The sequence below is a fragment of the Dyadobacter luticola genome (assembly GCF_005860805.1).
GTDB classification, from domain to species: Bacteria; Bacteroidota; Bacteroidia; order Cytophagales; family Spirosomataceae; genus Dyadobacter; species Dyadobacter luticola.
The window spans coordinates 168357-192440 of sequence record NZ_VCEJ01000002.1 but is presented as its reverse complement, the minus strand read 5'-3'; the positions used below and the strand labels follow the sequence as shown (position 1 = coordinate 192440).

The 24084-nt window shown below is 49.1% G+C and carries 19 protein-coding genes; 8 read left to right on the top strand and 11 right to left on the bottom strand.

Annotated features, from left to right (window positions below; genetic code table 11):
• Positions 1–6: 6 nt before the first annotated feature.
• From FEN17_RS00760 to FEN17_RS00730, 7 genes are all read right to left on the bottom strand, one after another.
• Positions 7–1773, bottom strand: a complete 1767-nt coding sequence (locus tag FEN17_RS00760) for an alpha-L-arabinofuranosidase (RefSeq protein WP_138363412.1) — start codon at positions 1771–1773, stop codon at positions 7–9.
• A gap of 17 nt (positions 1774–1790) precedes the next feature.
• Positions 1791–3074, bottom strand: a complete 1284-nt coding sequence (locus FEN17_RS00755) for an IPT/TIG domain-containing protein (RefSeq protein ID WP_138363411.1) — start codon at positions 3072–3074, stop codon at positions 1791–1793.
• Positions 3075–3092: 18 nt separating this feature from the next.
• On the bottom strand, positions 3093–4253 hold the full coding sequence (locus FEN17_RS00750) for a glycan-binding surface protein (RefSeq protein ID WP_138363410.1): 1161 nt from the start codon (positions 4251–4253) through the stop codon (positions 3093–3095).
• A 30-nt stretch (positions 4254–4283) separates the two neighbouring features.
• Positions 4284–5963, bottom strand: coding sequence for a RagB/SusD family nutrient uptake outer membrane protein (locus tag FEN17_RS00745; RefSeq protein WP_138363409.1), 1680 nt, complete (start codon positions 5961–5963; stop codon positions 4284–4286).
• Between the two features lie 11 nt (positions 5964–5974).
• Positions 5975–9547, bottom strand: a complete 3573-nt coding sequence (locus FEN17_RS00740) for a TonB-dependent receptor (RefSeq protein WP_229208633.1) — start codon at positions 9545–9547, stop codon at positions 5975–5977.
• A gap of 222 nt (positions 9548–9769) precedes the next feature.
• A complete protein-coding gene (locus FEN17_RS00735; protein ID WP_138363408.1) occupies positions 9770–11029 on the bottom strand; it encodes a FecR family protein in 1260 nt (419 codons plus the stop codon).
• Between the two features lie 70 nt (positions 11030–11099).
• Positions 11100–11699, bottom strand: a complete 600-nt coding sequence (locus FEN17_RS00730; RefSeq protein WP_138363407.1) for an RNA polymerase sigma factor — start codon at positions 11697–11699, stop codon at positions 11100–11102.
• Between the two features lie 697 nt (positions 11700–12396).
• Here FEN17_RS00730 and FEN17_RS00725 point away from each other — a divergent pair.
• Positions 12397–12750, top strand: a complete 354-nt coding sequence (locus FEN17_RS00725) for a hypothetical protein (protein ID WP_138363406.1) — start codon at positions 12397–12399, stop codon at positions 12748–12750.
• Here FEN17_RS00725 and FEN17_RS00720 read toward each other — a convergent pair.
• The gene (locus tag FEN17_RS00720; RefSeq protein WP_138363405.1) at positions 12717–13004 is read right to left on the bottom strand and encodes a hypothetical protein; all 288 of its coding nucleotides are present in this window, start codon (positions 13002–13004) and stop codon (positions 12717–12719) included. The two genes, FEN17_RS00725 and FEN17_RS00720, sit on opposite strands and share 34 nt — an antisense overlap.
• A gap of 165 nt (positions 13005–13169) precedes the next feature.
• Between FEN17_RS00720 and FEN17_RS00715 the strand changes: the two genes are divergently transcribed.
• The gene (locus FEN17_RS00715; protein ID WP_138363404.1) at positions 13170–13499 is read left to right on the top strand and encodes a helix-turn-helix domain-containing protein; all 330 of its coding nucleotides are present in this window, start codon (positions 13170–13172) and stop codon (positions 13497–13499) included.
• Between the two features lie 2 nt (positions 13500–13501).
• Here FEN17_RS00715 and FEN17_RS00710 read toward each other — a convergent pair whose 3' ends face one another.
• Positions 13502–13816: a hypothetical protein gene (locus FEN17_RS00710; protein WP_138363403.1), complete on the bottom strand. Its 315-nt coding sequence runs from the start codon at positions 13814–13816 to the stop codon at positions 13502–13504.
• 97 nt (positions 13817–13913) lie between these two features.
• Positions 13914–15062: a galactonate dehydratase gene (gene dgoD, locus FEN17_RS00705; RefSeq protein WP_138363402.1), complete on the bottom strand. Its 1149-nt coding sequence runs from the start codon at positions 15060–15062 to the stop codon at positions 13914–13916.
• Positions 15063–15237: 175 nt separating this feature from the next.
• Between dgoD and FEN17_RS00700 the strand changes: the two genes are divergently transcribed.
• The 6 genes from FEN17_RS00700 (at position 15238) to FEN17_RS00675 (ending at position 19867) form a co-directional block, all read left to right on the top strand.
• Entirely contained in the window at positions 15238–15630 is a 393-nt protein-coding gene (locus FEN17_RS00700; RefSeq protein WP_138363401.1) for a response regulator, read from the top strand.
• Between the two features lie 118 nt (positions 15631–15748).
• Complete coding sequence (gene kaiC / locus FEN17_RS00695) at positions 15749–17458, top strand: circadian clock protein KaiC (RefSeq protein ID WP_138363400.1); 1710 nt, start codon at positions 15749–15751, stop codon at positions 17456–17458.
• 18 nt (positions 17459–17476) lie between these two features.
• On the top strand, positions 17477–17773 hold the full coding sequence (locus FEN17_RS00690) for a circadian clock KaiB family protein (protein WP_138363399.1): 297 nt from the start codon (positions 17477–17479) through the stop codon (positions 17771–17773).
• On the top strand, positions 17770–18099 hold the full coding sequence (locus FEN17_RS00685; RefSeq protein WP_138363398.1) for a circadian clock KaiB family protein: 330 nt from the start codon (positions 17770–17772) through the stop codon (positions 18097–18099). Before FEN17_RS00690 ends, FEN17_RS00685 begins: the two co-directional genes overlap by 4 nt.
• A gap of 1 nt (position 18100) precedes the next feature.
• Complete coding sequence (locus FEN17_RS00680) at positions 18101–19375, top strand: sensor histidine kinase (protein WP_138363397.1); 1275 nt, start codon at positions 18101–18103, stop codon at positions 19373–19375.
• Between the two features lie 156 nt (positions 19376–19531).
• The gene (locus tag FEN17_RS00675) at positions 19532–19867 is read left to right on the top strand and encodes a hypothetical protein (RefSeq protein WP_138363396.1); all 336 of its coding nucleotides are present in this window, start codon (positions 19532–19534) and stop codon (positions 19865–19867) included.
• Here FEN17_RS00675 and FEN17_RS00670 read toward each other — a convergent pair.
• Positions 19864–24045, bottom strand: coding sequence for a hybrid sensor histidine kinase/response regulator (locus tag FEN17_RS00670; protein ID WP_262711553.1), 4182 nt, complete (start codon positions 24043–24045; stop codon positions 19864–19866). The two genes, FEN17_RS00675 and FEN17_RS00670, sit on opposite strands and share 4 nt — an antisense overlap.
• Positions 24046–24084: the final 39 nt, after the last annotated feature.

The following is a 24084-nucleotide window of genomic DNA, read 5'->3' as shown; positions in this document are numbered from 1 at the left end:
TGCGTACTATTTTTTTTCGATCACTGCCGTAATCATCCCCCGCGCCGGGACCGTGAAGCGGATACCTGCACTGCTTTGCGCGGAGCGGGGTTTTAATGTTGCGTAGTCTGCCGGGCCGCCGGCGATACCGCTTGGAGCTGAGCCGTTTATCAGGACTTTGCGTGAGAATTCGCCATTATCGCTACTGCCTTCCAGGCTGTACCAATAAAATCGCTCACCTGCATTGAAGTTTTTCAGCTTTACTTCTACCGTCTGCGCCGAGCTGGTAAGGTTTACGAGGTTAACATTCAGTTGGCCGGACGAGAATGTGGACGCGTAAGCTTTTCCATTCACATTGCCTGAATTCATTTCGCAGGCTACCAGCCGGTCGCCCATCATTTTTTGGAGAAAATACAAATAGTAAAAAGAAGGTCTCGGTGTCCATTTCGGCACGCCGGGCTCGTTGCCGTCGCTGAAAAGTCCGTGATCGTCGCCCTCTGCCCAGAAATTCAGTAAGTCCCAGCGGCCTGCGAGGCCATATTGATTGGTTAAAGATTCACCCAGAACCAGTACAGCAAACTGGCCGCTGACATTGGAAACCTGCTGTTTGGAGCTTCTGGCCCACATATTCCACTCCGTCATCGCAATCGGTTTCTGGATTGCACCATTGTCGGCGATGGTTTTCGTGACAAAGTGCATCATTTTGGCAGGCTGCGCCAGGGCGGAACTGTATATCGTCGCCGCATTTGAATTCTGGTCGTAGGGCGTAAAATAGTTGTGGACAATGTAAAAATCCGCTTGGTTTTGCATTTCCGGCAGCATGGTCGCATTCCAGGTTTTCGTGGTGTTTACCTGCCAGACCTCGGTTTCCGACTCATACATTACTGCGCCAATGTAGATCTTCGCTCCCACTTCCGCAGCTGCTTTTTGCATAGAATCGGCGAAGACCTTGAAATGTTGCGCATACAATTTGCCAGTCAGATACTCGGGCTGGCCGTCCTTGTTCTTGGAAACATCAATGCGGTAGCCCCACTCCCAGTCGGCATAATTTTCATTTCCAATTTCCCAATATGCCGTGCGGCCCTTATCATATCGCACCCAGTCCGCGGCCAGATGCGCCGCCGTCGCCACCGGGTTTGCGCTGGTACCGTACCGCGCGTAGCCATAATTGACCGTGATAACACCCTTATTACCGCTTTGCTGCCGCATTTCATAATAATTGTCCAGCGACGCGCGCCAGTCATCATTCGTTTGTCCGTACCCAAATCCCGGATCTTTTTTTGTCCCGTCGGCAGCAGTGAGCTGCGCCGGAACATCTGCCGGCAGCTTGCCGGGTGAGGCATTCCAGAAATATACATCACTGCCGCTGCCCGCCGGGAAACGGATCACATTCGGTTTTAGATTGGTGATATGCGTCATAAACAGCGGCTGGTCGACCATCCGGCTCATCCAGATGTTGGCATTGTGCCCGAAAATCGTCGGCGGAATTTTGGTGATCACTTTTGACGCATCGATGGTAACAGTGCCCGCAGCTGACGTAGGCACTTTTTCTTCTGTAAAAACGGGTTTTGCAAAAGACTTTTCTACCCAGTTATCCAGAAAAAAGCCAATCGATTTTGCAGTTTCCGGATCCACGGCTGGTTCTGTCACCACAACATCCGGGTCGTCCACTTTTGCAGGGACCGTTTTATCATCGCAGGAAAAAAGAAGAAACAGTGGGAGGAGGTACCGGGTGGCGCTCCACCGGGTGGCGCCCCACCCGGTGAGCGCCCCTCCGATTCGTTTTTTTACCATAAAAATCATTGGAAAAACTACTGTAACCCCACGTGGTCAATGTAAATGGTACCCGCCCAGCCTGCGTCCTGAAATACCAGATCCGTAAGCGTCGCCGGATTGCCCAAGCTTGCTTTGGTAAGTTTATACTCCGTCCAAACACCTTCCTTTACCGTGATCGGAAACGCTTTTCCACCATTTGCAGATACATTGATCACCTTATCCTTGCTGCCCGCCCCTCCGAAAATAGAGAAGGTAAATGTTGAATAAGCCGAAGTAGCAACCGTTCCATTGGCGAATTTCAATGCTCCGTACGTTCCGGCGTAAACTACTTTCGCCGACGCCGCGCCGTCGCGTACCCGTTCGGTATTGGCAAAATCGAATGTCGCGCCCCAGCCCCAGTTCTGCCAGGAGTTGAGCAACGCGTCTTCGTACATCGCATATTTCAATGCTGCCAGATCGGGCAGATCGTCCGTAAAGCGCAGGATTTCAGTTGATTCAATGTTAATTCCTGAAAAAGCGACAAGCGTAATCGCGCCTTTGCTGGCAGCTTTCGGGATTTTCACCACCAGCTGCGTCGCGGTTTTACTCACAAATTGCGTCACCGGAGCCGCCACGCCTTTGAAGAGCACGCCCATCGTCAGGTCCAGGTTAGTACCGGTAATCGTCAGATTTTTCTCTTTCTCAGCCACTGCCGGGGAGAAGCTTTTTATAGCAGGCAGTGCAATGTTTAAAGGTGATTCCGACTCAATCGTAAGCGGCTCGGTACCGCCGGTAGAAAAAATCAACGCGCCGGTCTCAGCACCAAAAGGTACCGTCACCACCAGCTCATTTACTGATTGACTCACGAACTTCGTCACCGTGGTATCCTTCGCAAATGTGATCGCCTTCACCCAGTTAAGGTACTCGCCCGTAATGGTAATATTGTCGCCGGGACGCGCCTGAGCAGGGATTTTGGTGATTTTTACTGCTACTTCAAAGCTCAGGATTGTCTTGGAAACAATGTCTCCCTGGGCGGTTTTCAATGTGACCTTGCCTTCCGACGTTTCAGTCGGCACTTTCAGCACGATCAGTTCGGGGGATTGTTTGATAAAAGCCGAAGCCGGTACACTCGCGCCGGTCAGCTCCACGGACGTAACCTTATCCAGGTTGTTACCGATAAAACTAATGTCATCGCCTGGCTTCACGCCCGACGGCCCGAAACTCAGCAGCTGTACTTCGTCGGTCTTCGTAACATCATTATTGTCGCAGGCGGCGAGGAGCATGATAAGCATACAAAAGCCTATCACGGCGGAAAACCGCAGTTGGAATCTGTTTTTCATAGGAAAGATTTGATAGGCTTATTTTTTGAGAACTTTTGGCACCACCCTGAAATTATCCAGCGAGATATCTGCATTCAGGTCGCCGCCGCCGTGGAAAAGCAGGCGGGTATAATACCCTTTCGCGCTCACGCTCGGCTTCACGCCCAGTTTTTCATAGCTCGCCATAATTTCCTCGAAAGGAATAATCACCGTCCGCCACTCGCCTTTAGTATCATAAGGCGGCGCCCACAGATAAGCATCATTTACAAAATCATTCGACAGCCCGACATTGATTTTCAGCATGTTGTTATTGTAAGGCTTCAAAGTGTTCACCTCGAATTTGAGATTGTAATCCGACGGTTTCAGAATCGCCTCGTCCGGTACATTCTTGCTGATCGCCCCCATCGCATCCGGTGGTCCTCCTGCCACTTCTTTCCACTGCCAGCCGCTGATGGTTTCTTTTACGCGGATGTAATTTCCGTTGATCGCCACCGGATCGCCCGGCCCGGGCTTGGTTACCACGTAAGCCTGGTTCCACCAGCCTGTGAAAGGATCGCTGCTAAGGAAAATGTTGCGGTTATCCCTGAACCAGAAGTCGGATTTGGTTTCGCCAAAATTGGTTTTCACCGTCACCTGTCCCGGTACCGCGCCGTCCGGCACGCGCACCTGGATGATCTTATCCGTCACGGAAACCAGTTCGGCCGTTTTTCCTCCTGCAAATGTTACCGTTAGCGGTTCGTAAAAAAAGTCACCATTAATGGTCGCTACGGATCCTGTGGGCACAAATTCACTGTTCATACTCGCCACCACCGGCTCGCTGATCTGCACTTCGAAATCGTGTTCCAGCACCCGCCCGTCGGAGAACATGATCTTCATTTTATTGGTAATATCCTTCGGGACCATCGCCGGTACGCTCACGAGAATGGTGGTATTGGTAATGTAAGTAGGCGTCAAAACCGCCCGCTGGTCATTGAACCAGATCTCCGAAGCGCCCTGTAAATTTTCACCTACGATGGCAATCAGGTTACTTTGAAATGCGCCAACCAGCAGGGAATCAGAAGATTCTGGTTTTGTAATGCGAATGTATTTAATGATCGGATCACCATTGTTCGGGAGGTCTTTCTCCGAGCAGGAGATCTGAAACGCCGCCAGCAAAGCCAGCACGGCAAATAGGAAGACCGATCTATATCTGTTTTTCATTGGAATGTCATTTTGAGGTAAACCCTTGATTTACTTGGCGTAATAATCCACCGCCGGTTTTTGCAGGTTAGGCGCCTGACTTAGCTCGGCCGAAGGGATCGGCAGCAGAAAATTCCCGCTGTTCGCATCAATCGTACGCTCGGTGGTGGCCCAGGAAGTCTTGGTAAAAGTCCAGGACGTTGGGTTTGGAAAATGATCCGGCGCGGCAAAGAACAAGCCACGGTCCTGACTGTTCAGGATCGAGTACGCTTTGGCAGCATTGTAATAATGCAGGCTTACCAGATCGTACCAGGCCATGCCTTCCATCGCAAATTCCACCAGCCGTTCTTTGAAAATCACGTCGAATGTGAGCGGCCCTTCAAAAATCGGGAGCCCGGCGCGCATGTGTACCAGATTGAAATATTTCAATGCAGTTGCATCATTTGTCGAAGCATTATTTCCCAGAACTGCCTCAGCGTAAACCAGGTACATTTCGGCCAGCCGCATCATATAGGTGTCATTTCCATAATTCTGCGAAGCCGATAATCCACCTACATCTTTGGCTTTCCCCGTCAGGTATTTTTTTATTGCGACAAAATTGTTGTCTGTCCCGTTAAATGGATAGACCAGACGCTGCTCGCCGCCGGGAATGGTCTGCGTGATCTCGGGGTAAGAAGCGCCAGGCAGCATAAATGTAGCTTTAAGTCGCTGATCCACTGTGCGTCCCTGCAAACCCGTCGCAGTCGCTTTGATACCTTCATACTGGCTGATCATCCACCAGGTAGCGCCCTTATCTCCACCCCAGCCGTCGCCATTTGCAATGTCGGGACTGTACGCGAGGTAAGCCGGTGTGGAATTTTGCGTACCCCAGGAGCCGGGCGAATAAACCCATTGCAGCGAGAAAAGCGACTCCGAATTATTGTCATAAGGGAACAAAAACAAATCGCCATAATTTTTCAGCAGCGAAAGTCCGCTTTGGGTGATCACCCTTTCTGAATAATATTTGGCACTGTCCAGGAAAGTCTGGTTCCGAGGCCCCGATCCGCCCGATTCTACACCGGCGCGCGTCAGGTAAAACCGCGCCAGCATCCCCTCCGCCGACCAGCGTGTAACCCGGCCGGGACGTAGCGGCGTTTCCGGCAGATCTTCCGCTACCTGCCGCATTTCGCTCGTCAGAAATTTCCAGACACTTTCAGGCGTATTCCGCGTCACCGAAGTATCCGAAAGCAGTTCCAGGTTATTCTCGATCACCGGCACCGCACCCCAGTTCATCACCAGCGAGCGATAAGCCACTGCACGCATGAAACGCGCTTCGGCGATCGCCATTTTCTTTACCGTTGGAGAAACACCCGCGCCGGCATACTGGTTAATGTTGCTGATCGCCAGGTTGGACTGGCCCACGACGATAAAAAATGACCGCCAGGCCGAGCCGTTTTCCGGCGTGTTTCCAGTGGTATTGAAGAGCACATTACCACGGTCATTATAAGCCGAGAATGCAGTTCCCGCCCGGAAGTCGCCCAGGTTGTAGGATGCTTTATCATTATAATCAAACCATACTTTGCTGTAAAGCAAGGCAGTAGACGCCAGTACCTGGTCGTCGGTTTGGTAGAAACCGGCATCCACGATGGAATCGACGGGTGGTCTTTCAAGAAAATCTTCCGAGCAGGAAGCCGCCGCGATAACCGAAACCAGTAAAAAAGTCCTGAAAAGTAAATGTTGTATGTTTTTCATCTGTGTCAATGTTAGAAGTCCAGACCAAGACTGAAAGTGTAAACCGGCGTCAGCGGGTAGCGGCCATAATCGAGGCCGATCGCCTGGTTGGCTGGACTCGAATCCCTGGAAACGTAAGCGCCTACCTCCGGATCAAAACCTGTGTACTTGGTGAATGTCAGCACATTTTGCGCTCCGACGGACAATCTTGCGCCTCGGATTACTTTCTGTTTTGCCATAAAAGCCGCAGGCACATTGTAGGTCAGCGAAACATTTTTCAAGCGGATAAATGAGCCGTCTTCCACCCATTTGTCGGTGTGCCGGTTAAAGTTTCCGTTGGGTCCGTTGGAGATCCGCGCTACGTCGGTACCCGGGTTTTCCAGCACTACTTCGCCGGCCGTGTTGGTCGTCGGGCGGGCGTAGTCCATGGCGTGCACCAGCAGGTTGCGGCTCAGGTTAATGTTGCTGGCGTTGGTATTGAGTTTTCCTAAATAATTGTAAATGTCGTTTCCGTAGGTGCTGGTAAACAGCAGGCTCAGGTCAAAACCTTTGTAGGAGAAAGTGTTGGTAAAACCGGCGAACATTTTTGGCCAGGGGTTACCAATGTTGGTCAAATCGTTTTCGTCAATTTTTCCGTCACCATTGATATCCTTGAATTTCACGTCTCCTACCCAAATGTTGTTCACATTCGTTGGTAGCCTGTTTCCATTATTATCCACCGGAACCGCGCTGCCATCGATTTCCGCTACGCTTTGGAACAACCCTTCCTCTACATATCCCCTGAAAAGCCAGGGCGCCTTTCCTACTTCCGACCGCTGCGTCCAGTCCTGCAGCCACCACGAAGTCCGGTCTACAAAAGCACTTTCGGAATAAAACGATTTGATTTTGGTCTTGAAACTCGAAATGTTCAGGCTGCTTTCCCACTTGAATCCGCCGCGGTTGATGTTCACGGTATTGATCGTAAACCCGAAACCTTTGTTTTGCAGAGCCCCAATGTTCACCGTAGGTGAGCCTACCGCGCCGGTACCGTTTGTACCCATATACCAGGGCAGCGGTTTCTCCATCAGCAGGTTATCCGTGTTTTTGATATAATAATCCAATTCAAACTGGATCCTGTTTTCGAGCAGGCCGACATTAATACCGAAGTTATTGGTTTTGGTTTCCTCCCATTTCAGGCCGGGGTTGCTGTACTTGGTAGGTAAAAATCCGGTGGAAGTCGGGGTTGCGCCGGTGCCCATCGGGGAATAAATGCCGCCGCTGCCCTGGTTACCGGTGACGCCGGTTTCAAAGCGCAGCTTCAACTCGCTGACCGCGGGAATATTGAAAAACGGCTCCTGCGAAACACGCCAAGCCGCCGATACCGACGGGAAGAAACCCCATTTGTTTTCCTTACCAAAGTTGGCCGAACCATCGCGGCGGACCGTCGCCATGACAATGTAGCGGTCGGCGTAGTTATAGTTCAACCTTCCCAGGTAAGATTCCATCGCCCACTCGCCGCTGCCGCCTGAGTTACTGGAAGTTAACGCGTCGCCAGCTGCAAGGTCAAGAATATCATTGGTCAAAAATCCGGTACGTGTCGCGCCCACATTTTTCCAGGTCGAAGCCTGCGCCTCGTGGCTCACCATCACATTAATGCTGTGCTTGCCGATTTGCTTGTTGTATTCCAGCAGCTGGTTCCAGTTATAGTAGGTATTTACGCCGGTACCGTTTGTGAGTGAAGCAGTTACGTTTCTCGCCCAGCCGATGGCATAGGTTGGAATGTAGTAAGTGGAGTTTGAAAAGCCCAAATTCGTATTAAATGAAGTCCGCAAATTCAGCCCCTTCATTATTTCAATCCCAAAATTTAATCCGCCCAAAAATTGCCGTCTTACCAGCTTATTCGTCGTCAGGTTGGCAATTGCGATCGGGTTTACCGGGGCAAACTGGTTCGCACCATTATTTTCGTCACCACCACCCCAGGAGCCGTCGAGATTCCGCACAGGTACCTGCGGCGTGAGCTGTAATGCGCTGGCAATGATGTTTTCCTGGCTGGTTGTAAGGTTATCATTGGTTTGGTTAAAACTCAGGTTCGCCCCGATCGTAGCCCATTTTCTGGGTTTATTATCTAAATTAAGCCTGAAACCATATCTGTTAAAACCGGAGCCCAATGCCACGCCATCCTGTTTCAGATATTCTCCCGACAAATAGTAAGTCGTTTTATCACTACCACCGCTGAGGCTCAGCTGATGCTTGTTCATTGGCGCACTTTTGAACAATTCCTTCTGCCAGTCGGTACCGGCTCCCAGTAAAGACGGATCAAGAAATTCCTGCGGTGTTTCTCCACCGGCCAGCGCGTGGTATTCGCCCACCATCTGCGCATATTGCTGCAAATTCATCACCTTTAGAGGTGACGGCGGCGTTTGCAAACTATATTGATAACCGTAAGTAAACTTGGTATCGCCCGATTTTCCTCTTTTGGTGGTGACGATCAAAACCCCGTTTGTAGCGCGGGAACCATAAATAGCCGTCGCCGACGGTCCCTGCAAAACTTCGATCGATTCAATATCCGCAGGGTTCAGACCCGCCAGCGGATTAGAAGAACTCTGCGACCCGAAGGAAACCGATTGTCCCGGAATCTGCACGCCATCCACCACATACAAAGGTTCGTTACTGCCGCTGATCGAGTTCACACCACGAATGTTGACCGAAATCCCTCCACCCGGCTGACCCGAATTTTGCGTCACATACACCCCCGCAGCCCGTCCCTGGATCGCCTGCTCGATCGTCGTATTCACCGTTTTGCTAATGTCTTTTGCCGAAACCGAAGTCTGCGCCGTGGTCAGGTCGGCGCGTTTCATTTCACCATAACCGACTACCACCACTTCCTCCAAAGCCTTGGTATCCACCGCCAGTGTCACATTGATGACGCTTTGCGTGCCCACCACCACTTCTTTTGAAATATAACCAACAAAAGAAAAGATCAACACCGAGCTGTTTCCCGGCACCGCGAGCGAAAACTTACCATCTGACGCAGAAGTTGTTCCTTGTGAAAGTCCTTTAATCACAATGCTCACGCCCGGCAGCGGCTCGCCTTTATCGTCCGTCACTTTACCCGTAATGTCGATCACCGGGAGCTGGTAGGAAGTCACTTTATTTGCCAGTAAGTCAGGCGCGCCGAGGTCATTTTTGCCAAATGTCGGCTCCGGCAATGTTTCCTGCCGCATCAAAGGCACGTCAGTTTGTTCTGCACTGGTTTTCCTTTTCTTAACCACAATGGTTTTATCAATGATCGAGTAGCTCAGCGGCTGGTTTTCGAAAACCTGGTCGAGCACCGATTTCAGTTCTTCCCCGTTTACTTTAATGTTCACCGGGGCTGTTTTTTTCAACAAGCGGTTGTTATACAAAAAATTATAGCCCGTCTGCTTCCTGATTTCCGTAAAGATTTTTTCAAGTCCGCTATTGCGCTCGTTCAGCCTCACGGTCTGAGAGTATACGCCGGCGCTGACCTGCATAAAAACCACGAAAAAGAGTAAGGCCGTAAGCTTCATGATCCTTGCGATTTGGGTATACGGGTAATCCGGAATGCGCCGGGTACAGCCGCATTGAATTAGTAAAGCATATTTCATACTTTTACAATGTTTGGGTTTAATGATGTCCTGGATCTCTCAAAATTTTCTGGCTGCGTTAACCTGAATTTTGTTACACTGAGTCCGGCCAAAGATTTCAGTGTACATCATTCACTTCGGATTGCCGTCCGAAGTGTTTTTTTTGGTCAACCAGCGAGTTTTGCTCAGCTGTCGTTCATATCCGATGTTGGGTTTAGATAAATAAAATGACTCCTGCGGCTGCTACTCGGCCGCCACTACTTCCACGCGGTTATCCTTCACATTGAACTTCACGCCCCCACCCTCTTCCAGAATGTTCAGCACATTCGATACCGCCACTTTTTTGGAAACATATCCGGTAAACTGGTCCTGCGGCAGCGGTCCTTTGTAAACCACTTCCAGGTCGTACCAGCGGGAAAGTTGCCGCATCACTTCCTGAATGTTCGTATCCCTGAATTTGAAATAACCTTTCTGCCAGGCGATTGCACTTTCGGTATCTGCTTTTTCTACTTTCAAAGCGGTGCTGTGCGAAGCATTTTCTTTTAAAATGGCCTGCTCGCCAGGAAAAAGCCGCACAACGTCCTGATTTTTGCCCGGCCGCGAATCCGCATGCAGCGCATATACTTTCACGCTGCCTTCCAGCAATGTCGTTTTCACGGCGCCTTCGTCTTTGTAAGTATTCACATTGAAATGCGTCCCCAGTACCTCGATGACCTGATTATTGCTGGCGACCATGAAAGGAATTTTCCGCCCTTTGACTTTATAAGGCGCCACTTCAAAATACACTTCACCAGTGATTTCAACCCTGCGCGCGTCGCCATCGAATGTGGCGGGAAAGCGGATCGAGGAAAGAGAATTGAGCCAGACTTTTGTTCCGTCGGAAAGATTCACCTGGTACTGTCCTGCCTTCGGCGTACTGATCTGGTTGAAGCTGGCGGCACCGCTTTTCGCTTCTTTTGCCTTTAATGCTTTGGAATAAACCAGCTGCCCATCTTTCACTTTGTAAATCTGAATATCCGACTGGCTGGCAATTTGTCCGGCGCCGGCATCATTAAGGTTAATGCTGGACCCGTCGCCCAGGGTGAGCAGCGCCTTGTTCCCACCGGGAGCACCGGCAAGTTTGGCGGGTGCCTGCTGCTCGGAAACAGGTTTTTGAAGTTTGTTGATGAAGAGATAATATCCGCCCAGCCCGATCAGTACGAAAACTGCCGCGGCTGTAAATCTTCTGAGATATGACCAAAGGCTTAAAACCGGCGTTTCAGCCACATTGGGCTGGCTGGCCTGATCCAGTCGGGCTTCGATTTTGCGGATCAAAGCATCATTCTGGTTCTGCGTTTCCAGCACCGACCACAGCGGCGCCATCTCGGCGTACTGCTCCATCAACCGCTCGGCTTCCTGTGGCGAAAGCGTATTAAACCAGCGCAAGAAAAGCGCGTGCTCTTCCGCAGAATGCCGGTTTTGAAGGTACTTTTCAAAAAATGCCTGGTAGTCGTTTTCTTCCATATGCCGAAAGACGTACGTGCATCGAAAAAGAACCCCTCGACTTTAAAATTATTTTTACTTTTTTTTGGACTTATTGAACAGGAAGGAAGAAATACATGAATATCACCACATTAGCTGTGATTTCTCCATGTTTGCGCAGGTAGTCACGCACAAAATTGTTGGCAGCATAGAGCTGTTTTTTGACAACAGATTTAGAAATTCCCAGCTTTTCAGCGATCTCGTCCAGCGAAAATTCTTCCCTGGTTTTCATTTCAAAAATCTGCTTCCTTTTTTCCGGAAGCCGGTCGATGGCGTCGAGGGCAAGCTGGTAACATTGGCCGTAAATGAGCTCGCTATCAGCATATTCCTCACTCTCCTCTGTTGCAGGCGACGACAGGGAATGATATTTCAGCTGCGTTTTTTCTTTTCTAAAATAATCAAGCAGGAGATTTTTCGCAGTTTTGAAAAGGTAAGGTTCAAAAAGCTGCACTTCTCGGAGGCTTTCGCGGTGGTCCCAGATTTTCACAAATGCCTCTTGCACAATCTCTTCGCTCAGGTCCTGCGATTTCGTAAAAAGGAAAATGTATCTGAGCAAACCCGTCAGGTACGACTTGTACAAAGCCGTATAAGCCTCCCTATCCCCACCGGCACAGCGATCCATCAACACCCTCTCATCCAAAAACTCCCTCATCTAGTAGGCTTATTTTACCATTTATTCTATGCAAATTACTAATAAAAGGGTGGTTGTTCCAAATGTTTTGATTAGTCATGCTGAGCGGACCGGGCCGCCGGGCGGTCGAAGCACGTTTCTGATTAAGCACAATGTTCATTGTCATGCTGAGCGGACCGGGCCGCCGGGCGGTCGAAGCACGTTTCTGGTTAAGCACAATGCTCTTTGTCATGCTGAGCGGACCGGGCCGCCGGGCGGTCGAAGCACGCTACTGGTTAAGCACAATGCTCATTGTCATGCTGAGCGGACCGGGCCGCCGGGCGGTCGAAGCACGCTACTGGTTAAGCACAATGCCTTTTGCAAAGTGCCCAGCCAGAGACGTGCTTCGACTCCGCTCAGCATGACAACATTAATTATATTTTATCCTAGCGAAACTAACCTAACCATTCCGCACCTTGCTTACTTCATCTTTACCTTTAAATATCCCATTCCTGCCGGAGGATAATTCCAAATATCTCGTAGCACTTTTGCGTAAGTAAATCAACTGAATCAATACTTTTCGATTGCAAAGTCCATAATCGAAAAGTGTGTACTTCATCGAAAACAAATTGCCATTTGAATTCTCCCGAATGACTAATACTTATTTAAACGGCATGAGGAGAGTCTTAAATCTTCGGAGCTTATTGATTTTATAAGAAATTACTTTCACTAAATAAATATGAAAAAGGAAAACAGATTAGTTATCAAACTCCTTGACGCCCTGGCGGCCAAGCACAGCAATATGTCATTTGTATATGGCTTCCATGAATGGGCAAATCAGCATGTGATTGAGGTTACCCCGAAGGAATGTTTCGAAGATGACCAATATGTACTCGACGAGGCATTTGCCACAAAGCAATTCGTCTCCAAGTTCCCTTATCAGGGCATTCTCTTCCTAAGCGAAGATCCTTACATAAAAGTTGAAAATCCGATTTATGACAGCACGAAACGCATTAAAAAGATAAAAACTTCAAAAAGATCTGCCGCGCCTGGAATTTTTCAGCCAACCCCAGCTAGGTCCGCGGCGAAGTGACCAACCCGAATCCCTTCCTCCTCCACACATAACTTTAAAAACCCTTTTGCAGACCGCTCCGAATAATCATCCACAAAAAATTTCGCTGAGCCGACGTCCCTAAACTCAGCCACCCGTTCGACCATCAGCTCAACTCCGGCTGAATTGATTACAAATGCTGAAATTCTGACAATTTCTTTTCCATCTTCACCGCAATCACGATGTAGGCATACGTCGGTTTGACTTTCCGGGAGATTGATGATTTTAAAGTTCATAGTATTATTGATTTGGATTGGTTAAACGATCGCAAAGCATTGATGACAGTAGTTTTGTTACTTTTACTACCATTCAACAAAAGCTTCCAATATAATTTCCATTTGGGAATTTTTATACCAAAATGAAATAATTTTTTCATTTCAGAATAATATTTAGCAGAATCAATGACCGATCGTATAAAAGCTGTTTTGAGGACGAAAAATTTGAATCAAAAACAAGCTGCGGAATTGTTGAAGTTATCTCAATCAAAAATGAGTAAAGTTATTTCTGGCGAGCAGACCATAACTCCTGAGGCATTAGGCACTTTGATCAAAGAATTTGACCTATACCCAAATTGGATTTTCGGCTATGAAGGAACCGAAGACGAAGTCATGTACATGAAAGACCTAGTCCCAAAAAGTGAAGTTGAAAAAAGAGACCAGCTCATTCAGGAGTTACGGAATGAGCTGGGGGATGTTTATAAACAGCTGGCGGAAGAGCGGCGGGGGAAGTAATCTCACGAAAATTTACGTGCTTCAAGCGTGTTAGACAGTCGTTCAAACGCAGCCATAAAATCTTTATTAAGACGTAATTCGAAAAATATGTGCTCGACATCGTCTGCAGCTTCTACAACGTCATCTACCAGATATTTAAAGTCTTCGAATTCATCCTCCGACATGCACTTTTTCAGGTCTGGAGCAAGTTTGTTTAAGTTTTCAACAAGGTTTCGCACTGACTGAATGACTACTTTTATCTTCGGATGGCCTTCCTCAGGAACATCCACATGAGTCAACATTTCTAATGCATAAATGAGGTTTTCCAACGCTATCATTGGCTTGAGTTTTAATGTTTGCAAATTTCATCCAATGGAACGTTAGTAAAATGGGTAGCTAATTTACATAACTACCCATAAGCAAGCAAACCGCTACCTACCACTCAGCCGCGCTCCCATCTTCATGCCTCCATAGCGGATTCTTCCAGTTATGCCCTACTTCTGCCATCCTCCTCACCTGCGCCTCGTCAACCTCGATGCCTAATCCGGGCCCGGATGGAATGTCCACAAAGCCGGTTCCGTAACTAAAAACGGACTTATCCGACAGATAATCCATCAGGTCATTGCCCTGGTTGTAATGTATTCCGAGGCTTTGCTCCTGGATGAAGGCGTTGTGGCAGGTGGCGTCTACTTGCAGACAAGCTGCGAGGGCGATCGGGCCTAGCGGACAATGCGGGGCGGCGGCTACGTCGTAGGCTTCGGCCATGGAAATGATCTTTTTACATTCGGTAATGCCGCCGGCGTGGGATAGATCGGGCTGGATAATGTCGGCGTAGCCTTGCGAAAGCAGCTCTTTGAAATGCCAGCGGCTGAACATTCTTTCGCCGGTGGCGATGGGGATGCAGGTATGGTTGGCAATTTCGCGCAGGGCCTCGTTGTTTTCGGGTAATACGGGTTCTTCGATGAACATTGGGCGGAATTGTTCCAATTCTTTCGCCAACACTTTGGCCATCGGTTTGTGCAATCTGCCGTGAAAATCCACACCAATGTCCAGCCCGTAACCCACCGCGTCGCGGATCGACCCTACCCTGGCGAGCACCAGATCTATTTTTTCATAAGAATCGATGTACTGCATTTCATCGGTCGCATTCATTTTGATCGCCTTAAAACCGCTTTCAAATGAAGCTTTGGCTGCACTTGCCACCTCGGCCGGACGGTCGCCGCCGATCCATGAGTAAACCTTTATTTTGTCCCGGCATTTTCCGCCCAGGAGCTGGTAAATGGGCGCATTGTAAAATTTCCCTTTTATGTCCCAGAGCGCCTGGTCAATCCCTGCGATGGCGCTCATCAGGATGGGCCCGCCGCGGTAAAAGCCACCCCGGTACATGGTATTCCAGTGGCCTTCAATGTCCATCGGGTCTTTGCCGATCAGCGTGTCCATCAGCTCTATCACAGCGGCTTTTACCGTAGCAGCCTTCCCCTCGATCACGGGCTCGCCCCAGCCGATAATTCCCTCATCGGTTTCTATTTTTAAAAACAACCACCGTGGAGGTACCTGGAACAGTTCGTAACTTCTGATTTTCATTGTATCGTGAATGGTTTAGATGCATTTTTCCTGGATCGAAATGTACCACTCGTTTCCCTCTTCACCCAAGAACTGCGCTAAAATCTTATGGGCAATGCAGCCTGAAAGCACCGACGTTTTGATAGTATTTCAGTTTTGCGGACTTTTGTAAAACCAATTCCTCAACAGTGCCTCAATGAATGATAAGATTATACTTTTAGCAGATGACGACGCCGACGACCGCTTTTTTGTTCAGCAAGCCATCGCATCTTCCGGCGTATCTGTAAAAGTTATTGAAGTTGAGAATGGTCTTGAACTGATTACATTTCTCAAAAACAATCTCGTGCCGATTTCCCTCATTCTGGTCGACATGAATATGCCGAAAATGAACGGGCTGGAAGCGATTTCTCAGATCAAGGCAATACCCTCTTCGGCGGACGTGCCGGTGGTGATGATCTCTACCTCGCCGCACCAGTCGCTGGCCGAAAAAGCTTACCAGAACGGCGTAACGAGCTTTATGCCGAAACCCAACACATTCGATGAGTTTACAGACCTGATTATGTCACTCTACAAACGTTTTCTGAGTTGATTTTCAATAATAAACTGCGGGGCGGCTTGTGGTTACAACAGATAAAAGGGCATGATATTTGTACTGCCCAGGCAAGCCTTAAAAGGAATTTTAATAAAAACGTCACTACAACACTCACATGAATACTGGCCCCTCTGAATCGAAACCGACACTCACTTTATTACCCAAATCACCGACAGGCATCAGAGGCCTGGACCAGGTGACAAATGGCGGTTTGCCCGCCGGACGCCCTACGCTGATCTGTGGCGCGGCGGGATCGGGCAAAACACTTTTTTCGATGGAGTTTTTGGTGCATGGCGCTAAAACGTATAATGAGCCGGGTGTTTTTGTTGCATTTGAAGAAAAAACCGATGAGCTGACAGTCAATGTTGCCTCGCTGGGTTTTGACCTGAAAAAATTGCAGGAAGAAAAGCTCATCAAACTGGATCACGTGCATGTGGAGCGTAGTGAAATCGAAGAGACTGGTGAGTACAACCTCGACGGACTTTTCATCAGGCTGGGGTACGCAATCGACAGTATCGGCGCAAAACGTGTAGTTCTTGACACAATCGAAAGTTTGTTTTCAGGCCTTACCAATCAGGCGATCTTGCGCGCGGAAATCCGACGGCTTTTTGAATGGCTGAAAGAAAAAAAGGTGACAACGATCATCACCGGTGAGAAAGGCGACGCATCCCTCACGCGCCAAGGATTGGAAGAATATGTTTCCGACTGCGTGATCCTGCTAGACCACCGGGTAGAAAATAAAATATCGACAAGAATACTTCGGGTAATCAAATACCGCGGCTCGGTCCATGGTACCAACGAATATCCTTTCCTGATCGACCAGGAGGGCATTTCCGTGCTGCCGGTCACTTCGCTGCTGCTCAATCACGAAGTTTCTTCGGAAAGGGTTTCATCCGGTATTCCGGGGCTGGACAAAATGCTGGGTGGCGAAGGATTTTTTCATGCGAGCAGCATTCTGGTATCGGGTACTGCCGGCACTGGGAAAACCAGCATTGCAGGCAGCTTTGTAAACGAATCCTGCAAAAACGGCAAGAAGAGCATTTATTTCGCCTTCGAGGAATCCCCGATGCAGATCATCCGGAATATGAAGTCCATCAATGTGGACCTGCAGGAACATATCGACAATGGTTTGCTCTTGTTCAATGCGACCAGACCAACATTAAGCGGTTTGGAAATGCATTTACTTTCGATCACCAAGCTGGTTGATAAATTCAAACCTGAGGTAGTCGTGCTGGACCCGATTAGTAACCTGGTTACGGTGGGTAGTACCAGTGAGGTCAAAAGCCTGCTGACCAGGCTGATCGATTTTTTACAATCCAGACAAATTACCGTCATGTTTACGGCGCTGGCGCTGAATGATAACAAGGCGGAACAGATGGACGAGGGCGTTTCTTCGCTGGTGGATGCCTGGATTTTGGTAAGAGATATTGAATCGAATGGTGAACGGAACCGGGGATTGTATGTGATGAAATCGCGTGGGATGAAACATTCCAACCAGGTGCGGGAGTTTGTCATCGCCGATGACGGACTTAAACTGGTAGAAGTGTTCCTCGGACCGGAGGGTGTACTGACCGGCTCGGCCAGGATAACGCAACAGCTCATGGAAAAAACATCAGTAGCCTTGCGTGACCACGCCGTAACGCGGAAAGACCGGGAAATAGAGCGAAAAAGAAGCGTGCTCGAAGCGAGAATTGCCAGCCTGCAGGATGAGTTCGAATCCATCCAGGAGGAATTGAACAAGACCTACGTCGAGGACGAGCTCAAAAAGAGCATTATGGAAGAAAACCGCAAAGAACTTACCCGGAAACGGGACGATTTGCAATAATCACCCTTCACAAATAGTATGGAAGAACAGGACGAAATTTGGGAGCTAAGACTCTATGTTGCTGGTAAAACGCAGCGCTCGGTCGCGGCCCTGACCAATTTACAAAGGTATTGCGAGGAGCATTTGAAAGACAAATACGTGATTGAGGTGATAGACTTGCTTGTGCAGCCGCAGCTGGCAGAGGGAGACCAGATCCTGGCTATCCCGACCCTGGTGAAAAAAGTACCGGAGCCGATCCGCAAGATCATCGGAGATTTGTCTAATGAGGAGAAAGTATTGGTAGGGCTAAACATCCGGCCGGCTGGCAAATTATGACTAAATGGGATCTAGAAGGTGAACAAGAATGGAATGACGGCCAGCAGGCACCGCAGCATTATACGCTGAGGCTATTTATCACGGGCGCATCCACCAATTCGATCAGGGCGGTCAACAACCTGAAAGAGATTTGTGAAACTTATATCAAAGACAGGTATACGCTCGAAATCATTGATGTTCACCAGGAAAGATCCATTGCAGAAAAAGAAGAGCTTATTGCCCTCCCGCTTTTGAAAAAACTGACCCCGTATCCTGAAAGACGGCTGATCGGGGATATGTCGGACACCGCGAAAGTCCTGAAAGGACTGGGCATCCCTGAAATTTAATATGAACGGATCAAAGACATTTGAGGAACTCGTCAGGGAAAATGAAGAACTGACCATGCGGCTCGAAGAAGCGACCGAAACAATCAACGCGATCCGCAACGGACAAGTGGACGCGCTGGTAGTGAACGACGCCGGCTCGGGGTTGCAGTTATATACCCTCAAAACCGCTGACCAGACGTACCGCGTTTTTATTGAAAAAATGAATGAAGGCGCCGTCACGCTCAACGAAGACGGTATTGTCCTTTATGCCAATTCCAAATTTGCTTCGATGGTGGATCTGCCTCTTTCCAAGGTGGTGGGGCATCCTTTCGAACTTTTTATTGCCGAAAACGTCAAGGAACATTATAAGCAGCTTTTCAGCATTGGCTGGAAGGAAGATACGAAAATGGAACTGACGATCAAGCGGGCGGACGGCACGGTGCCCTGCCAGCTTTCGGTTACAACACTTCTGCTGGATGAAGGTCAGGCACTGAGCGTGATCGTGACGGATATGACTTTCCAGAAGAATGTGCAGTACCTGTTGAAAGAAAATAACCGCCAGCTCGCGCGGATCAATGCTGAGCTTGAAGCCAGTAACTACGATTTGCAGCAGTTTGCTTCCGTGGCCTCGCACGATTTGCAGGAGCCGCTGCGTAAGATCCTGATCTTTTCGACCATGCTCAAAAACAAGCACCGGGAAGAGCTGCCAACCGAAAGCCGCGAGCATCTCGACAAGATCATTTCGGCCTCCCTGAGGATGCGGACGATGATTTCGGACATTCTCAACTATTCCCGGCTTTCTACCGACGACGATCATTTCGATACGGTCAGTCTGCGGGAAGTAGTGGAAGAAGTGCTGGACGATTACGAAATCCTGCTCAAAGAAAAGAACGTGCAAGTGGTGCTCGGCGAGATGCCTAAAATTGAAGGTAACCGCGCACAAATCAAGCAGGTTTTTCAAAACCTGATCAGCAACTCCATTAAATTTGGAAAGGTAGGTCTGCCCCCGATCATTGAAATAGACTGCAAGCCGACACCCGACATGCCAGGCGCCATGTGCGTCATCACGGTCGACGACAATGGTATCGGTTTCGATGCGGCGTACCAGGAGCGGATTTTCTCGCTTTTCGAGCGGCTCAATGCCAAAGACAAATACGAAGGTTCGGGAATAGGACTGGCCATCACCAAGAAAATTCTTGACAAACATAACGGCAGCATATCTGCCGAAAGCCGCGAAGGCCAGGGCGCCAGGTTTACCATCCGGCTACCGCTTCATCGCGGGCGGCCCGTGGAGTAGGTCGTATTCTTGGTTTTTTCCAAATTTTATTTTGCAAAAAATCATCGAAAAGCCGCTAAATAACTTCTCAAAAATCTATTAAGCGGATGTTTACATGAGTGACAAAAAATGAGGAATTTCATATCCTTAAAAATTGCCTAACTCTACGTTAAACCTATGAGCAATATCCATCTCTACCGGCAGGAGTACATCCGGCTACTGTGGGTACATACCCAGCAAGTGAGCAGCCTGTCTGCGAAGGTCACCGAGCAGCGCAGGGCTTTGAAATTGCAGCAAAAAAGAAGAATCCAGTCGTCCGGAATGTTGTTGGGGCTAGTCAAAAAAGCTTTCCTGAAATTCACCTACATCTCGAAGCTGCGGGAACTCAACCAGGCTTTTGAACTGGACCAGGCGAAACTGATCAGCATGCAGCAGGAAGAACTTAGAAAACTGAAATCGAGCTGGGAAAGTAAGTATGCGCTGATCGGCGGACCATTGTTTCAGGCTTCTTAAACCTCCTTGCCATTTCTGATACCGTACGCTTTTTCCAGCGCCGCTTTGATCGCATCCACCCTGATCGGCTTGGATAAATAATCGTCCATACCCGCTTTCAGGCAAATTTCGCGGTCTTCCTGCATTGCATTAGCCGTCATGGCAATGATGTAGGGCTGCTCGATATCTTCGAGACGTATCCGGCTGGTCGCTTCCAGACCGTCCATTTCCGGCATCTGCACGTCCATAAATATAACTTCGTAATATTTGCCGATCGCTTCGTCCAATGCTTCCTGACCATTGTGAGTTACCACCGGATCATAACCCAGTTTCCGCAAAATGCTCACAAAAAGCTTTTCATTCACGGGGTTGTCTTCCGCGATCAGGATTGACAGCGGATTTGTGGCGGCAAATGTGTCCGAAAGTTTTGCAGTGACCGGCTCGGGCACAGGCATCGCGGTTTCGCGCTGCAGTTTCAGCTGCATCTGGATCAGCTTCCCGAGGTGATTATACCTGACAGGCTTTGTCAGGATAGCAGCAAAAAGATCCTTATTGCTCCGCCCCTGATCGTCGCCCACCGAGCTGAGCAAAAAGATGGGGATAGTCGGATATTTCTGGCGGATGCGCAGCGAAAGGTCGATCCCGTCCATCACCGGCATTTGCTGATCGGTAATGATCAGATCGAAAGTTGAATCTTTGTCCAATATCTGCAAAGCCTGATCTGCCGACGAAGCCAGCGTGGGGCTCAGCTTCCACTGCTCCATTTGCGCCTGAAGAATGCGCAGGTTCGTATGGTTGTCGTCCACCAGCAAAATGGATTTCCCTTCATTTCCGGTAGAATTGAACACGACATATTGCCTGGTAGGCAGATTGCCCAGTCCCGCAACAATAGTAAAATCAAAGCAAGTACCCTGGTTCACGGCACTTTCCACGCCGATATCTCCGCCCATGAGTTTCACCAATCTTTGACTAATAATCAGCCCCAGCCCGGTGCCACCGTATTTCCGGGTATGTGAAGAATCGACCTGCGAAAATGCGACGAAAAGCTTGTCCAGCTTGTTGGCCGGGATTCCGATGCCGGTATCCTGGATCGAAAACCGCAGCTCCACTTCCTGGTCGTCGATCAATCGCAGCAGCTGTACCCGGATCACGATCTCGCCTTGCTGCGTGAATTTCACAGCATTACCCACCAAATTGATCAAAATCTGCCTGAGCCGCTGGCTATCACCGATGATCTGGCTCGGCACTTGCGGATCGATCTCATACACCAGGTCCAAACCGATCGTCGCGGCCTTGGAAGAAAACAGATCGAGCACACCTTCAATACAATCACGCAGATCGAAGCTGATCATTTCCAGCTCCATATTCCCCGATTCGATCTTGGAAAAATCGAGAATGTCGTTGATAACGGTAAGCAGGCTGTCGCCACTGTTAATGATCGTATCGGTATATTCCGCTTGCTCCGGCGTCATTTTCGTTTGTGAAAGCAGCATCGCCATACCGATTACACCGTTCATCGGCGTACGGATTTCGTGGCTCATCGTAGCCAGGAACACGCTTTTGGCCAGGTTTGCCTTCTCGGCCTCTTTTCGGGCGAGCTGCTCCTGCTCATTTTGTACCTGCAACTGGTGGTTCAGTTCCAGCAGCCGCTGCGACTGGGCCGAAAGCTCCTGTTTTTGGGTGATTACTTCGCCTGTGCGCTCCTGCACCTGGATTTCCAAAAGCCGCTGCTGGCTTTCCACCACATTAATCCTGATCCGGTAGACGGTATAAATCAGTCCGAGAACAAGCAAAATCCCAAATACCCGGAACCAAAAAGACTGCCAGAAAGGTGGCGAAATGTGCACCAAAATGCTCATGCCCTCATCATTCCACAACCCATCATTGTTAGCAGCTTTTACCTGAAAAGTGTAAGTGCCCGGGTCTAGGTTCGTATAAGTAGCCCGGCGCGTCGTGCCGCTGTAAATCCAGTCTTTGTCAAAACCTTTCAGCTGGTAGGCATACTGGTTTTTTTCCGGCATCACGTAATTCAGTGCCGCAAATTCGAAAGAGATTACTGACTGGTTATAACTCAGGTTAATTTCCTTCGCAGCATTGATGTGCCTCTTCAAAGGTGACTCCTCCCCGATTGAAACCGGTTTATTAAATACCTGAAAATTAGTCAGGTACACTGGAGGGACGATGGAATTATAAACCAGTTTTTCGGGATAGAATGTGCTGAAACCTTTCACTCCGCCAAAAAAGATCTCGCCGTCGGGCGCCTGGTAAAAAGAGTTGCTCTTGAACTCACTGCCCTGCAAGCCGTCGGCCACCCCGAAGTTACGGAATACACCTTTTTCAGGGTCGAATTCCGAGATTCCGTTATTTGTACTGAGCCATAAACGGTTCTTTTTGTCTTTTACAATGCTATGGATAACATTGCTGGGCAGCCCGTCCTTTTCCGTAAAAGCAGTGAATGTCTGTTTTTTTGTATCAAAATAATTGAGACCGCCGCCCAATGTCCCGATCCACAAATTGCCATCATCGGCTTCCTGAATGGTCTGAATCTTATCGCTGGAAATAGAACTTTTGTCCGTTTCCTGGTTTTGATATCTTTTGAAATGCTTACGGTCGCCCGCGAGCAGATTTAGCCCGTCGAATGTTCCTACCCAAATCCTGCCCGCTTTATCCTGGAAAATCTTGGTGACAATGTCACCGCTGATGCTCGTGGGATTCTGCGGATCGTTCCGGTAATGCGTAAACTTGTTTGAGACAGGATTATAGAAATCCAGCCCGCCTTTCCACAAGCCCAGCCAAATCCCGCCGTCACGGTCGCGGAACATGTTGTTGACGTCCGAAACCGCCAAACTGTTGGTATCCTCCTCCTTCGGCATGAAATGCGTGAACTTACCCGTTTGCGTATCGTAAATGTCGAACCCGCCAACGTGGTACGCCAGTCCCAAAACCGTATCCGAAATTTTGATCACCGAAAGAATGTAATCGCTGCTGGGCGAATTCACATTGGCCTTGTCGTGCCGTATGGCTGAGAACTTTTTTGTTTTCCGGTCAAACACATTGATCCCGCCGCCATCAGTACCGATCCAAACCCTGTTGTTGTCCGCATCGCCGCATATAGATAGTATCAGGTTATTATTCAGCGAATTGTCAGCCTGGTCAACCTTCCTGTACGTGGTGAATTTCTTTCCAAAACGCGGCATCAGGTTTACCCCGCCGGCATAGGTCCCGATCCAAAGATTATCCGTTTTGTCACGATAAATGCTGTAAATCGAGTTGTCGCCGATCGAGTTGGTGTTGTCCTCGATATGCCTGATGGTACTGAACTGATCCGTCGACTGATTGTAAATGCTGATACCGCCATTCTCCGTCCCGATCCAAAGCCGGCCGTCGCGGTTTTCCGTAATCGTCAGGATGTCATTGTGCGAAATGCTGGCCGGATTCTCCGAGTCGTGCATAAATGTCCGGAAAGAGTCGGTGCCTTTAATGTGCATCGAAAGCCCTCCCCCATAAGTCCCGATCCAGATATTGCCCTTTTTATCTTTGTACAAGGCCTTGATCCAGTTCGATTTCAGCCCGTTTTCTTCATTGTTTTTGAAATAACCCTTGTACTTGTTGGTTTGCGGGTCAAAGTTGTACAGACCGGTTTCCGTGCCCACCCACAGCGAACCATTCGCATCCTCGGCCACCGTCGAAATGTTGGCTGGCGTCTTAAATTGCCGGTGTTCGTCCACCCGCAAATATTTCCGCAGCAGCTTTTTCTGAGGATCGAAAAGCATCAATCCCTGACTGGTACCCAGCCAGATCCTGCCCTTACTATCCTGGAAAATATCATTAACGCTGTGTTTGGGAACATTGTCAAAATAATGCTCGAAGCGGTCGAGGTCGCGGTTGAATTTGTTTAACCCGCTGGATGTAGCAATCCAAAGCTCGCCATCTTTTGATTCGAGGATATCGAGGATATAGCTGTCGTCGATGCTGTGCCGGTCGGCTTTTTCGTGTTTGTAATGCTGGAATGTGTAGCCGTCAAACCGGTTGAGGCCATCTTCACTCCCAAACCACATAAAGCCCTTTTTGTCCATCAAAATGGAGCTGATATGGTTTTGCGAAAGTCCCTGATTGGTCGTGAATTGTTCGAAAACAGGCCCCTGCGCTGAGGCTAGCGCCGGGAGAAGGAAGGCAGCAAACCTGAAAAGTGTAGCCAGGGATCTTTGCCAACAATATTCGATTCGGAGATGCGGAGC